13 protein-coding genes and 1 tRNA gene are annotated in these 12833 nt (G+C 62.5%); 6 read left to right on the top strand and 8 right to left on the bottom strand.

The window, feature by feature from the left end; translation table 11 throughout:
• The first annotated feature begins 206 nt into the window (after positions 1-206).
• Both H5P29_RS17970 and H5P29_RS17965 read left to right on the top strand, forming a co-directional pair.
• Positions 207-1340 carry a YcbK family protein gene (locus tag H5P29_RS17970; protein WP_154384150.1) on the top strand — a complete coding sequence of 378 codons (1134 nt, stop codon included), beginning with the start codon at positions 207-209 and terminating at the stop codon, positions 1338-1340.
• Between the two features lie 79 nt (positions 1341-1419).
• Positions 1420-1494: transfer RNA gene (locus tag H5P29_RS17965), tRNA-Glu, on the top strand.
• Positions 1495-1747: 253 nt separating this feature from the next.
• Here the strand turns inward: H5P29_RS17965 and H5P29_RS17960 are convergent.
• The 3 genes from H5P29_RS17960 to H5P29_RS17950 form a co-directional block, all read right to left on the bottom strand.
• Positions 1748-3265: a tripartite tricarboxylate transporter permease gene (locus H5P29_RS17960; RefSeq protein WP_154384149.1), complete on the bottom strand. Its 1518-nt coding sequence runs from the start codon at positions 3263-3265 to the stop codon at positions 1748-1750.
• Positions 3266-3286: 21 nt separating this feature from the next.
• On the bottom strand, positions 3287-3742 hold the full coding sequence (locus H5P29_RS17955) for a tripartite tricarboxylate transporter TctB family protein (RefSeq protein ID WP_154384148.1): 456 nt from the start codon (positions 3740-3742) through the stop codon (positions 3287-3289).
• Between the two features lie 109 nt (positions 3743-3851).
• A complete protein-coding gene (locus H5P29_RS17950) occupies positions 3852-4823 on the bottom strand; it encodes a tripartite tricarboxylate transporter substrate binding protein (RefSeq protein ID WP_246786990.1) in 972 nt (323 codons plus the stop codon).
• A gap of 263 nt (positions 4824-5086) precedes the next feature.
• Between H5P29_RS17950 and H5P29_RS17945 the strand changes: the two genes are divergently transcribed.
• From H5P29_RS17945 to H5P29_RS17935, 3 genes are read left to right on the top strand one after another with little or no spacing between them, the layout of a single operon-like run.
• Positions 5087-5764 carry a response regulator transcription factor gene (locus tag H5P29_RS17945; RefSeq protein ID WP_154384147.1) on the top strand — a complete coding sequence of 226 codons (678 nt, stop codon included), beginning with the start codon at positions 5087-5089 and terminating at the stop codon, positions 5762-5764.
• Entirely contained in the window at positions 5730-7136 is a 1407-nt protein-coding gene (locus H5P29_RS17940) for a sensor histidine kinase (protein ID WP_246670687.1), read from the top strand. The genes H5P29_RS17945 and H5P29_RS17940 overlap by 35 nt, the downstream gene beginning before the upstream one ends.
• Positions 7133-8215: an ABC transporter substrate-binding protein gene (locus H5P29_RS17935; protein ID WP_154384146.1), complete on the top strand. Its 1083-nt coding sequence runs from the start codon at positions 7133-7135 to the stop codon at positions 8213-8215. The genes H5P29_RS17940 and H5P29_RS17935 overlap by 4 nt, the downstream gene beginning before the upstream one ends.
• Before the next feature lie 137 nt (positions 8216-8352).
• Here H5P29_RS17935 and H5P29_RS17930 read toward each other — a convergent pair whose 3' ends face one another.
• The 4 genes from H5P29_RS17930 to H5P29_RS32605 all read right to left on the bottom strand — a co-directional run bounded on the left by H5P29_RS17930 (position 8353) and on the right by H5P29_RS32605 (position 11011).
• Positions 8353-9165: an ABC transporter substrate-binding protein gene (locus H5P29_RS17930; RefSeq protein WP_210252498.1), complete on the bottom strand. Its 813-nt coding sequence runs from the start codon at positions 9163-9165 to the stop codon at positions 8353-8355.
• Between the two features lie 146 nt (positions 9166-9311).
• The gene (locus H5P29_RS17925; RefSeq protein ID WP_154384144.1) at positions 9312-9731 is read right to left on the bottom strand and encodes a hypothetical protein; all 420 of its coding nucleotides are present in this window, start codon (positions 9729-9731) and stop codon (positions 9312-9314) included.
• 56 nt (positions 9732-9787) lie between these two features.
• Complete coding sequence (locus tag H5P29_RS32950) at positions 9788-10087, bottom strand: DUF982 domain-containing protein (protein WP_154384143.1); 300 nt, start codon at positions 10085-10087, stop codon at positions 9788-9790.
• Between the two features lie 21 nt (positions 10088-10108).
• Positions 10109-11011 carry an MEDS domain-containing protein gene (locus H5P29_RS32605; RefSeq protein ID WP_154384142.1) on the bottom strand — a complete coding sequence of 301 codons (903 nt, stop codon included), beginning with the start codon at positions 11009-11011 and terminating at the stop codon, positions 10109-10111.
• A 330-nt stretch (positions 11012-11341) separates the two neighbouring features.
• Here H5P29_RS32605 and H5P29_RS17910 point away from each other — a divergent pair, with 330 nt between their 5' ends.
• Positions 11342-11533 (top strand): hypothetical protein, encoded by a 192-nt coding sequence (locus H5P29_RS17910; RefSeq protein WP_154384141.1) that lies wholly within the window; start codon positions 11342-11344, stop codon positions 11531-11533.
• Positions 11534-11641: 108 nt separating this feature from the next.
• Here the strand turns inward: H5P29_RS17910 and H5P29_RS17905 are convergent, their stop codons facing one another.
• Positions 11642-12805, bottom strand: coding sequence for an ABC transporter substrate-binding protein (locus H5P29_RS17905; RefSeq protein ID WP_154384140.1), 1164 nt, complete (start codon positions 12803-12805; stop codon positions 11642-11644).
• Positions 12806-12833 lie beyond the last annotated feature (28 nt).

Here is a 12833-nt window from a genome sequence, read left to right as displayed (position 1 = left end):
GCGCCTAGCCCGCTCACTGGGGGATCATTGCCACAAGTTTGAGTGCCGCTTCCCCTGTGGAAGCGTGGTTGCGTAGATGTTCGATTTCAATCGCCAAGCGTAATCGTTGGCCTGCAGTGCATGAGAGGGGATCCGGTTTGACGTCAGGACGACTGCGATTCGCAGACCGGCGCTGCGGCGTTGCGCTGACCGTGCTGGTGTCGCTCATGAGCGTGTCCTGCTCCTCGACGGGCGAGCCGAATTTCGACCTGACAAATCCTGCGGCCAGCGCCGCAACGGCCACCGAAACCACCACAACCCAATCCGCGACCGCCGCCGGCGCACCCACGGTTGCCCAGGCGACGATAAGCCCGGCGGGCGACACCGCCCTGCCCGACCAGGTCGGTTATGTCCCACTGATCAAGCCGGGAAGCGAAAACGCAGCGGAAGTCGCCATCGCCGGTGCCGAACAGCCGCAGCAGGTCGCGACGGCAGCCACAGCGGAGCAGCCGAAGACAGCAGCTGTCGCTTCCCAGGCTGCGGATGCAAAACCGGCCAATCAACCGGCGCAGCAGGATACCGGCTTCATCCTGACCAATGGTCCGGCAGCCGAACCAGAGGCGCCCAAGAAGAAGGGGCTGTTTGCCTCGTTGTTCGGCTCGTCATCCGCCAAGGCAGCACCTGCGCCGGCCGAGCAGAAGGCAAAGCCGCTGATCGAAATGGGCGACGAATCGTCCGAAACCAAGCCGAAGGCGGCCGAAGAAAAGGCCAAGCCGATCATCACGCTGGCCTCAGCGAAAGCCGAAGCGAAGCCGGTGGAGCTTGCGTCGCTGGGCGGCTCGTCGGGCGGCGATTCGAACTGGGCGCTGCCCGGCGTGCGCACCACCGACCTGTTCGAAATCAAGCGCAAGTCCGGCCTCAACGACGACAGCGACGTCGACCTGCACGAGGATGAGGACCCCGAACTGTACCAGACGGCGTCGGCCGCCGGCATGGCGCGCCTCGCGCCGAACGGGCTGCTCAAGCAGCATGAAAGCGTCGATGTCGCCTGCCTGAAGCCGTCGCTTGTGCGCATCCTCAAGGCGGCCGAGCAGCACTACGGCAAGAAGATGATCGTGACATCGGGCTATCGCAACCCGGAACGCAACCGTCGCGCCCGCGGCGCCAAGAATTCGCAGCACATGTATTGCGCGGCAGCCGACATCCAGATTCCCGGCGTCGGCAAGTGGGAACTGGCGACGTATCTGCGCGCCATGCCTGGCCGCGGCGGCGTCGGCACCTATTGCCATACCAATTCGGTCCACATCGACGTCGGCCCGGAGCGCGACTGGAACTGGCGTTGCGGCCGTCGCCGTGGATAAGTCGAAAAAATTTCGCGGCGCAGCAAAAAGACGGGTTGCCTGTCGCGAACAAGCCAACTATACACCGCCTCACCTGAGCGCGCCCATCGTCTAGCGGTTAGGACACCGCCCTTTCACGGCGGTAACAGGGGTTCGATTCCCCTTGGGCGTACCAGGTTTTTCATACATTTAGCTCTGAGTTTGTCGACACCGTCGCACGACGGTTGAGCAAGCATTTCTTGGGCCGGAAGCCTGTATTCTCTGCCGATTATCGGACCTCCCATTCGATTGGCGCTTGCCCTGGGCTGCTGCAGCAAGACAGCGCCTGAGGAGCTGCGTTTCTGGACATCCGGAAAAGAAAACGTCCGACTCGCAAGCCGGACGTTGCATGGCAAGGGTGTAGCGCGCCGCCTGGCGCCTCGACCTGGTCAGGCTGACGTTTCGGCCTCGTTGGCGACGGCCCGCTGCCGTGCCCTTCTGGCAAGGAACAGGGGCAGAACGGCAACGACAGCGGCGAGGACCCAGAGCACGATCGAAATCGTGCTGTGGAACAGGATCGAGATGTCGCCGCCGCTGATGGCAAGTGCGTTGCGCAGGTTTACCTCCATGACGTGCCCGAGGACGAAGCCGAGGATGATCGGCGCCATGTCGAAACCGGCCTTGCGGAGCAGCCAGCCACACATGCCGATCCCCAGCATCAGCAGAATCGAAAACACCGACGAGTGCGTGGAATAGACGCCGACGATCGACAGCACGAGGATGCCGGGCACAAGCAGCCAGTTCGGCACGGTCAGAACGCGGGCGAAAATGTTGACCAGCGGCAGGTTGAGCAGCAGCAGCAGGAAGTTGCCGACGAACAGCGAAGCAACCAGGCCGCCGACGACCTCGGGCCTTTCGGCGATCAGCATCGGACCCGGCTGGATGTTGTACAGCATCAACGCGCCCAGCATCACCGCCGTCGTGCCGGAGCCCGGCACGCCAAGCGTCAGCATCGGCACGAACGCGCCGCAGGCGGTGGCGTTGTTGGCGGCTTCGGGGGCGGCCAAGCCGCGCACGTCGCCCTTGCCAAAGGTGCCCTCGGTGTCCGAGATTCGCTTCTCGGTGGTGTAACTGACGGCGCTAGACACCGACGCTCCGGTGCCCGGCAGCACACCGACGACGAAACCGATGGCAGAGCCGCGCAGCGTGGCACCTATCGACTTCACCATGTCGCTCATCCTGGCCGTCATGCGCCCCAGCTTGCGGATGACGGTCACGCCGGTCGACTGGTGCTCGAGGATCAACAGCGCTTCCGACACAGAGAACAGGCCGATGACGAGCACCACGAATTCGATTCCGTCACCGAGTTCCGGCTCGTTGAAGGTGAAGCGATAGGCGCCCGACGTCGCATCGAGGCCGACGGTTGCCAGCATCAGGCCAAGTGTGCAGCCGATCAGCGTCTTGACCGGCTGGCTGCCGACCATCGAGCCGAGCGTGGCGAAGGCAAACACCATCAGCACGAAATATTCAGCCGGGCCGAAGCCGATGGCAAGGCCAGCGAGCACCGGGGCGAACAAGGCCAGTCCCGTCGCGCCGATCATGCCGCCGACGAAGGAAGCGACGCCAGAGAGCATGAGGGCTTCGCCGGCACGCCCCTGGCGCGCCATCGGGTAGCCGTCGAGCGCGGTCATCACGGCACCCGCGTCGCCCGGCACGTTGAGCAGTATCGACGAGATCCGTCCGCCATATTCGGCACCGCAATAGACCGCGGCCAAAAGGATCATGGTGCTCTCGGCCGGCAGGCCCATGGTGTAGGCGATAGGCAAAAGCAGCGCGATGCCATTGATCGGGCCGATTGCTGGAAGTGCCCCGACAAGCGTGCCGATGAAGCAGCCGCCGAGGCCGATGATGAGGTTCTGGAACGTGAGGGCGATGCCGAAGCCGGCCCAGAGATATTCGAGATTCATTGTTGTCTCCTTTGCCGCCGCTCAGCCGAACAGGCCCGAGGGCAGATAGACGTCGAGGAGGTAGGCGAAGACGAACCACCACAGCAGCGCCTGACACACGCCACCGATTACGGCGAGGCGCAGCGGCGCGCCGAATATCCAGCCGACGCCAGTGGTCAGCAAAAGGATGGAGGCGGCAAAGCCGAGCGGCTCCATCAACAGCACCGAGACCAGCATGAGCGCGGGAACCGCAAGAATCCGGAGCAGCAGCTGTCCCGACGGAAAGCCTTCGGACTTGCCGGGGTTGCGCAGATAGATGAGGCAAAGCAGGGCGAGGATGACTGCCAGCATCACCGGCACCACACGTGGGCCGAGCGGATCTGACGAGAAGGCGTATTCGATCCGGCTGCCGCCGATGCCGAAAACGATTGCGAGCGCCAGCAGGGCCAGCCCGCCAAACCTGCCTATGCGCTGGGATGTGTCGTTGTTGTCGGTCATGACGACCTCCGTGGTCTGCGCCACTGAGCGTGGCGCGCAATGGAAGGTGGTGGCCGGCAGGAACGCCGGCCATCGTCTGATGCGGATTGGAAAACCGGCTGGAACGGGCTTACATGCCCGCTTCCTTGGCCATCACCTTGAAGCGGGCCACATCGGCCTTCACCTGGGCATCGAAGTCGGCGCCGATGAGAGTGTATTCATAGAGCCCGCGCGCTTCGCGCTCCTTGACGAATTCAGGGGTGGCAGAGAGTTTCTTGAGAGCGTCGGCCCACCACTGGTAGTCGGCGTCGGAAACGTCCTTGCCGACATAGTAGCCACGCCAGACCGGCCACTCGATGTCGATGCCCTGCTCTTTCGCGGTAGGCACCTCGGAGAGGTCGCCCGGCAGCCGCTCGGGCGCCATGACGGCGAGCACCCTGACCTTGCCGGCGGCATGATGCTTGGCCATTTCGGCCGCATCACCGGCGCCCACCTTCACGTGCCCACCTTCAAGTGCAGTCAGCACGGCGCCGCCGCCTTCGAGCGCGACATAGCGCATCTGCTTGGCGTCCTGGTCTGCCGACTTGGCCAGCAGCGAGCCCTTCATCCAGTCCTGCGAGCCGACGGCGCCGCCACCGGCGATGGAGAACTCGGAGGGATTGGCTTTGTAGGCCTCGATCAGTTCGCCGAGCGTTTTGTAAGGCGAGTCCGCCGCGACCACGAGCACGCCAAAATCGGCGCCCAGTGCGCCGAGCCAGCGCACAGCGCTCTCGTCATACTGGCCGAACTTGCCCTGCGCGATCAGCAGCGCCGAGCCCGTCGAGGCGGCAGTGATCAGGCTCGAATCCGAGCCGCGCTTGCCGATGACGTGGTTGTAGGCGACGGCGCCGACGCCGCCTTCCATATAGGTGACGGCCATAGGTGCCTTGATCAGCTTTGCTTCCAAAAGCGCGTTGGCGGCAAGGCGACAGGTCAGGTCGAAGCCGCCGCCGGGCTTGGCGCCGGCAAGGCATTCGGGCTTGGCCGGTTCGGCTGCCGCAGGCAGGCAAAGGGCACCCAGCAGGCCGAGTGCGGCGATGGTTTTCAGAGTGGCGTTGTTCACGGTTTCGCTCCCATGTCAGTTGTTGGCGCGACGCCCGCCGGGGCATCCGCAGCGATGTTCAACAGCTGGGAAAAGACAAAGCTGCGCGTATGCGCCGTGACAGCTAAGTCACGGTACAGAAAAGCGAAATCCTCCCAGCGCGCGGCATCCACCTCCCGGTGCCGAGCCCCTTCTGGTTCCGACGCCAAGCTGTCACCATCCTGTCACGGCAATCGGATTCGAACGGATTGATCGGCCCGACATTCCGTGCAACAGCTTTGCGCATGCGCATCCTTTTGGTCGAAGACACGAGGGATGTCGGGGAGGCCATCAGCCGTCGGCTGGAGAAGATCGGACACACCGTCGACTGGCAGTCGAACGGCCAGGCAGCCGCCGACATCCTCGAATTTACCGATTATGCCCTGGTCATCCTCGACGTCATGCTGCCGGGGCTGGACGGGTTCGAGATTCTGCGCCGGCTGCGCCAGCACCGGAAGTCCACGCCGGTGCTGATACTCACGGCGCGTTCCGAGATCGAGGATCGCGTCGGCGCGCTCGACCTCGGCGCCGACGACTACCTGGTAAAGCCGTTCGACTTCCGCGAACTCGAGGCGCGGGTGCGGGTGCTTCTGCGCCGACGCGCCGGTGACGCGACGAACCTCATCGAATGCGGCAACCTCGTGCTCGATCGCAACAGCCGCTCGGTCCGCGTCGGCAATCGCGAGGTGCAGCTCAAGCGCCGCGAGATCGCGCTGCTCGAAGTGCTGGCCAATCGTCCCGGCCGCGTCTTTGGCAAGGACGAACTGCTCGATCACCTGTTCGGCTTCGACGAGGCCCCACCGGGACAGAACGCCATCGAGCTTTATGTCGGCCGCCTGCGCAAGAAGATCGAAGGCTCCTCGGTGCGGATCGTCACCATCCGGGGCCTTGGCTACCAGCTGCTGGTCGACGATGCTGCGTGAAGGCTCGCTCTTTTCGCGCCTCGTCCTGCGCGTCGCGCTGGTGCTGGTCTGCGGCGCCGCGCTGCTCGCCACCGCCGCCTGGTATTATGCGCGCGCCGCCGCCGACAATGCCTATGACCGGCTGCTGCTCGGCGCGGCGTTCCAGATCACCGCCAACATGACCGTCGATTCCGGCCGTCTTGCCGTAACCATGCCGACGTCGGCCTTCGAATTGCTCGGGCTCGCCGAGCGCGACCGCATCTTCTACCGGGTGATCGGCCCTGATGGTCGGACCCTGACGGGCTATGACGACCTGCGCCAGCCCGAAGATCTCATGCCGGCACGCGCCGCGCCCATCTTCCTGTCCACCACCTACCGCGGCGTGCCGGTGCGCGTGGCAGCGGTGTCACGCGTCCTGTCCGATCCGTCATTGTCGGGCTGGGCCTATGTCGTGATCGCCCAGACCACCGAGGCGCGCCGCACGCTTGCTGGAGAGCTGACCGGCCGGGCCATGCTGATCGTCGGCATCATGAGCCTTCTGGCGCTGGCCGGTACAGTGCTCGCCGTACGCTACTCGCTGCGCCCGGTGGGTGAACTCGGCGCAGCACTTCGCCTGCGCGATCCGCAGGACCTGACGCCGATCGCGGTTCCCGTGCCGCGCGAGCTCCGACCGTTCGTCGGCTCGATCAACCATTTCATGGGCCGGCTCAACGAGCGCGTCGGCGTACTTCAGCGCTTCATTGCCGACGCCGCCCATCAGATCCGCACCCCGCTTGCAGCGCTCTCAGCGCAGGTCTCGCTGCTTGAGGATGTCGAAATGGACGAGAGCGGCCGGCGCCACCTGGAGCGCGTCAGCGACAGGGTCGGGCAGCTGTCAAGACTGACGAACCAGTTGCTCAGCCGCGCCATGGTGATCCATCGTTCCGACGCGGTCCGCTTTGACGTGGTCGACCTGGCCGATGTGGCCCGCAAGGCCTTTCGCAGCGCGATTCCGATAACGGTCGATCCCGACATGGTGGTGTCGTTCGAAGTCGGAACCGACGCGGTATCGGTGCTCGGCGATGCGGTCAGCCTGCGCGAAGCGATTGCCAACATCGTCGACAATTCGCTACGTCACGGCGCGGTCGCGCATCTCGCCGTCAGCGTGACGGCCGAAGGCGGGCGCGCGTTCGTCGTAGTCGAGGACGACGGCCCTGGCATTCCCGAAACAGACTGGGAACGCATCACGGCGCGCTTCGTCAGCACCAAGTCGGAGGAAGGCAGCATGGGCCTCGGCTTTGCCATCGCCGCCGAAGTAGCGGCCACCCATCGTGGTATCATTCGTTTCCGCACCAAAGGCGATCGCAACTTCGCTGTAATCCTCGACCTGCCCCTGCATGGAGCAGTTGCATGACCTTCGTGACGCGCAATCTGCTTTCGGCGTTGGCCCTGTGCGGCTGGGTCGTCGGTGCACAGGCAGTCGAGGGCACCCGGACGTTTTTCCCCGCACTCGACAAGGAGGCCGATCGCCTCGTGGTCCATGGCGCGACCGACATCGAGGCCATGGAGCCGCTGATCCGTGACTTCCAGGCCACCGCCCGCGGCATTGCGGTCGACTATTCCGACTTCGTCACCAACGACCTCTACCGAGATGCCGACGCCGCCTGCCGGACCGGCACATCGGCGGCGGACGTGCTGCTGTCCTCGTCGGTCGACCAACTGGTCAAGCTGGCCAATGACGGCTGCGCACTGTCTCATGTATCGGCGGAAACGGCTGCGGTGCCCGATTGGGCCAACTGGCGCAACGAGGTTTTTGGCTTCACCTTCGAGCCCTCCGTCATCATCTACAACAGGGACTTCGTACCTCTTGAGGATGTGCCGCGCGGCCATGCCGAACTTGCCGATCTGCTGCGCTTCAGGCTTGATTACTACCGGGGCCGGGTCGGCACCTACGACCTCAGGCAATCAGGCATCGGTTATCTCCTGGCCTTCCTCGACGCGCAGCAGGCCTCGACCACCTATGGTCGCCTGCTTGAGAGCCTGAGCCGCGCTGCACCCGTTCTGCGTTGCTGCAACAACGCTGTGCTATCGGAGTTGGCCAGCGGCAATGTCTATATCGGCTACAACATCCTCGGCTCCTATGCCTATGCCGCAGCGCGCCGCAATCCAAAGCTCGGCATCGTGCTGCCGCGAGACTACACGCTGATCCTGAGCCGCGGCGCTATGGTGCCGATGGGTGCCAGGCAAAAGCGCCTTGCGGAAAGCTTCATCGACTACCTGCTGTCCGACAGAGGGCAACAGGTGGCCGAGCGCGAGGCCTTCTTCTTTTCCCGCAAGGGAACGATTCCGCCGAATGTCGATGGTCCCCAGAGCCTCGTCTCGTCAGGCATCGGCAGGCCGATTCACATAGGGCCTGCGCTGCTTGCCGCTCAGGACCAACTCCAGCGGGCGCGATTTATCGACGACTGGATCCGGCTGATCGGCGGAAAGTAGACTGCCTTGCACGGGGCGCGCCGTCACCTCGCCAGATTTTCAAACAGCCGCGCACGGTCTCCGTGCCGCGGGACGACGGTGAACGCGGCGCGGCGGTCCTCGAACGGATCAAGGCCGCCGAGGGCGTTCCGTCGGGATCAGTTGATGACGTTGCCGTAGAAGCCGGCTTCGACCTCGGCCATGTCGATAGAAGCCAGATCCTCAGGCAGGGCATAATTGTCGGCATCGGCATGCACCGCCGCGACGTCGAACTTGTTGGCATCGGCGATGAAGGCGTTGGTCACGAACCGCTCCGTGTCGATGTCGATCGACGACTGTCCGATCTTCTTCAGGATCTTGAAGAAGCTGTCCCAGCCCCGGATGTCGTGCTCGCCCCAGCCTTTCCGCTTCGCCAGGTCGCCCTTGAACGTGCGATGGATCTGCATGAGGCTCTCGGTGCCATAACGCGGGCCGTAATTCGCCTTGGTGGTCGGCAGTGCCTTGAAGACGATGTCTGCTGCCGCCCGCGGATTACGGTCGGCAAACGTGCTGCCCATTGCCCAGCCCTTGAGATATTGGGCGAGGAAGTGGCGGCGGTCCTGGTCCTCGATGTCGGCACGTCGTACGACCAGCGAATTGGACGGCAGCGGCGAGCCGCGCATGCCGAGCCAGTAGTCGAAGTCGAGCCCCTTGGCCGAGAGGTCGGCGCGCAACCCTTCCCAGGCCAGGCAGGCATCGCCCTGCCCGCTCGCCAGCGCCGTGGTCCAGGTCGGCCAGCCCGCCTCGACATATTTGATCGAGTTCGGATCAACGCCGACAGCCGCAAACATCGGGTCGCAGATCGATTGCCAGGCGGCCGACCCGAGCAGCACCGTCTTGCCCTCGAGCTTGGCAAGATCCTGCACGCCCTCTCCTTTGCGGAAGGCAAAGTTGAAGAGGTCGATATGGTAAGCATAGCGCGTTGAGTGCACCTTCTTGTGGCGCCGCCTAATGTCAGATGACCCGGACCGCAGGAGCCGCGCTACGATTCCTGCCACCTTATTCACTCGACTTGGGCGGGAGCTCAACACAACTCGGGCAGGAACTTCGAATGCTCACCGAATGCGGTTGATGGTGACTAATACAGCTTGTCAAAAAGTTGCAAGACGTCGACCGGCAAGTCTTCTTTCTGCGTCTGATCACCATTGTCCCCCGACAATGAGCCAAGAACGGAAATGAACTCTCCCTCAGCTATGATGCGGTCGACCTCGCTTCGAGTCTTTTCGCGAAAGAATTCACAGTGGATGGTATCGATAGACCTTCCGACCATGTGGCAGCCAGAGGTCCCCTCATCATTATTGAATCTCAGGTAGAAGAAATCGGGGATGGTTCTCATGCCGCCGACACGAACTGATGCACCCCCTTCAGAGAGTCGTATAAGTCGAAACTTCGCTCCGTGTATTTCGCGCACGCCACGCGCTGGGAAAAGCAACTCTACCTCGAAATTGACTTCTCTCCACACCCAACTTTGGCCTTTATTCACATCTTTTGAATGCATGTAAGCCATTCCAAAAATTTACAAGACAATCACGAGCGAACGAGTAGAATTTCTCACTACATCTTGCTGACGATCAGAATGCCAACTTCTCTTGCAGCCTCCTCGAATGCGGACTTGGCATGGGACGTCTCTTTGGTGCCTCGCAGGACAGCCAGACAAGCCTCGGTCGCGGTGACGAAATTAGGTCCAGTTGCTCGTGGCCACCGGAAGAGCAGGCACTCGGCTGCTTCTTGGGTGGAGGCCACAGAGCGTATCTCGTCCACGGCGCCAAGCTGAACCAAGACCGGAGTATCGAACGGTTCATCCTCCAACTCACAACCTCGCCTTCTGTGGAGCCCGCAGACTCCAGTTCCCATTATGATCAAAGCTGGAATGCGCTATTCCCCGAGGACAATCCGGACGAGGTCAATTGTACTCCTCGCACCTACCTTCTTGAGCAGATTGGCTCGATGGAACTCAACGGTGCGAGGAACGATACCTAGCTGGCGAGCAATTTCCTTGCTGGAGCACCCCCTCACGAGTTCGCCCAAGACGTTTCGCTCCCTCGATGTGAGCGTGTCGTGCCCCGGAAAGGACTTGGAGCAGATATCGCCATTGACCTCCGCTACTTCCTGTTTTGTTTGCCTGGTGAACTTGCGTCCAGGAGTCTCCAGGAACTCCCATTCGCCACACCTCCTGGCGATGGTAAACTGATGGGCGCGGGCTACATCAAGCAGGTCGACGATCCGACTTTCCGAAAGGGAATACGTGCAGAGAACAACCATCTTCTGGCCAGCGAGCGATCGGTCCAGTTCGCGCTCGTACTCCGTGAATTCCTGAAAATGGTTGGTGCCAATCCAGAATGCGTTGCCACTCACACGCATCCCCTCGTAGCCCTTGGCCAATGCGAGCCGCAGCTTGTTGTGCCACCCCCCGGTAATCCGCTGCAAATCGAACTCGCCGCCGCGCAGATACCAGTCCGTGCCTGCAATAAACTCGATTTGTCCCGCATCGAGGCGCTCATCAAGGTCGGGGACTGACCGGCGCAGCGCACTCCTTGCGTCCGCCTCCGTGATCGGATCAGAGATCGCCCAAACGCAGAACTCGTTGCCTTCCAAACCTGCCTTTAGATACAGGAAATTGGCGTCCAGAAGGTCCTGCTTTGTCTCGTAAAAAACACATATGTGCGTGCCCCAAGCGATTTCGCTTATGGAGCTGATGCCGGAATTGCGTGGCGCTTGGGCCGGACCAGCAGTGTCTTTCAGATCGTCTTGAACCCTGCGCGCAGCAGAAGATTTCATATGGCTCACCAGTGGGTCCGGCCGAGATTGGGGACCCCCACGTAAACGACCATTTCCAGACGCGTAAACCTGACAATATCAACAGTACAATATTCGCCGACCGCTTATCGTTCGTACTCCTAGGCCATAAATAGGCGGCTGCATTTAAAGGCCATTTCAACTAATTGTTGTGCGCAAGGCGCGGGTTCATAGCACTCACTAGGAGCCGCTCGAACTGTAACGCACGTCGGCGAAGAGGGTTCCCCGCTAACTCCTCGGCCATTGCTGACAAGCCTCCCCAAGAACTGCGATGAACAACCGTATGGCTCGCGGATTCCGACCGGAAGCCAGATGGCCGCCGCGATCTCGAGGATTTTGCAAAGGCGTATCCGGCTCCATGGGTGCAGCAGGAAAATCCGGGCACACACAAGACCGGAACAGGAAGCGAGTGGCCATAGCATCGTGATCGTCATCGGGACGCGGATAGCGCATCTCAATGGTGCAGAGGCGGCGGCGCTGCTGCTCGAGGATCTGGCGCGCTGACGGCGCCGAGCGCATCAACGCCGGGATCGATGTGGACTTCGAATCGCTTGGCGGCGCGGCGGGCCCTGCCTTGGACGGGTCGGGGCCCACCGCGGTACTCAGTCGAGATCAGTTGATGACGTTACCGTAGAAGCCGGCCTCGACCTTGGCCATGTCGATAGAGGCAAGAGCCTCAGGCAGGGCATAATTGTCGGCATCGGCATGCACCGCCGCGACATCGAATTTGTTCGCATCGGCGATGAAGGCGTTGGTCACGAACCGCTCCGTGTCGATGTCGATCGACGACTGGCCGATCTTCTTCAGGATCTTGAAGAAGCTGTCCCAGCCCCGGATGTCGTGCTCGCCCCAGCCTTTCCGCTTCGCCATGTCGCCCTTGAAGGTGCGATGGATCTGCATGAGGCTCTCCGTGCCATAGCGCGGGCCGTAATTCGCTTTCGTCGTCGGCAGTGCCTTGAAGACGATGTCGGCCGCGGCCCGTGGATTGCGGTCGGCAAATGCGCTGCCCATGGCCCAACCCTTGAGATATTGGGCGAGGAAGTGGCGGCGGTCCTGGTCCTCGATGTCGGCACGTCGTACGACCAGCGAATTGGACGGCAGCGGCGAGCCGCGCATGCCGAGCCAGTAGTCGAAGTCGAGCCCCTTGGCCGAGAGGTCGGCGCGCAACCCTTCCCAGGCCAGGCAGGCATCTCCCTGTCCGCTCGCCAGCGCCGTGGTCCAGGTCGGCCAGCCGGCTTCGACATATTTGATCGACTTCGGGTCAACGCCGGCAGCTGCAAACATCGGATCGCAGATCGACTGCCAGGCGGCCGACCCGAGCAGCACAGTCTTGCCCTCGAGCTTGGCAAGATCCTGCACGCCCTCGCCTTTGCGGAAGGCAAAGTTGAAGAGGTCGAGATTGCCGCTGCCGAAGACCGAAACCAGATCCATCCCGCTGTTGACGGCATAAGACAGCACGCCTGGTGATGGGAAGCCAATGTCGGCCTGTTCGACGGCCAGGAATTTGACCACGGCAGTGCCATCCGACGGCCCCGGCTGCATCGCGGTCTCGACACTCAGATCGCCGAAATAGCCCATCTCCTTCGCCACCCAATAGGGATAGTCGTCCATCACCTCGATGGTGCCGCGCGGCGAGATCCAGTTGAATGGCGAGGCGTAGGGCTTGGCGAATGCGATGCCTGGCTTGAACAGGCTGCCTCCGAGTACCGTGCTCGTCACCAGACCGCCCGCTCCCACCTGGAGCAGCCTGCGCCGCGAAATGTTGGTCGTTGTCATTGAATGTCCTCCCGATACCGAAGACCGC

It is taken from the genome of Aminobacter sp. MDW-2 (genome assembly GCF_014250155.1).
Classification (GTDB): domain Bacteria; phylum Pseudomonadota; class Alphaproteobacteria; order Rhizobiales; family Rhizobiaceae; genus Aminobacter; species Aminobacter ciceronei.
Note: the sequence above shows the minus strand (reverse complement) of the source record. Positions and strands in the feature narration are given on the sequence as shown.

Bases quoted from the DNA above. Each gene is read 5' to 3' on its own strand.
- H5P29_RS17970 (WP_154384150.1), top strand. From the start codon at position 207: ATGAGCGTGTCCTGCTCCTCGACGGGCGAGCCGAATTTCGACCTGACA.
- H5P29_RS17960 (WP_154384149.1), bottom strand. From the start codon at position 3,265: ATGAATCTCGAATATCTCTGGGCCGGCTTCGGCATCGCCCTCACGTTC.
- H5P29_RS17955 (WP_154384148.1), bottom strand. From the start codon at position 3,742: ATGACCGACAACAACGACACATCCCAGCGCATAGGCAGGTTTGGCGGG.
- H5P29_RS17945 (WP_154384147.1), top strand. From the start codon at position 5,087: ATGCGCATCCTTTTGGTCGAAGACACGAGGGATGTCGGGGAGGCCATC.
- H5P29_RS17935 (WP_154384146.1), top strand. From the start codon at position 7,133: ATGACCTTCGTGACGCGCAATCTGCTTTCGGCGTTGGCCCTGTGCGGC.
- H5P29_RS17925 (WP_154384144.1), bottom strand. From the start codon at position 9,731: ATGCATTCAAAAGATGTGAATAAAGGCCAAAGTTGGGTGTGGAGAGAA.
- H5P29_RS32950 (WP_154384143.1), bottom strand. From the start codon at position 10,087: ATGGGAACTGGAGTCTGCGGGCTCCACAGAAGGCGAGGTTGTGAGTTG.
- H5P29_RS32605 (WP_154384142.1), bottom strand. From the start codon at position 11,011: ATGAAATCTTCTGCTGCGCGCAGGGTTCAAGACGATCTGAAAGACACT.
- H5P29_RS17910 (WP_154384141.1), top strand. From the start codon at position 11,342: ATGGCCGCCGCGATCTCGAGGATTTTGCAAAGGCGTATCCGGCTCCAT.
- H5P29_RS17905 (WP_154384140.1), bottom strand. From the start codon at position 12,805: ATGACAACGACCAACATTTCGCGGCGCAGGCTGCTCCAGGTGGGAGCG.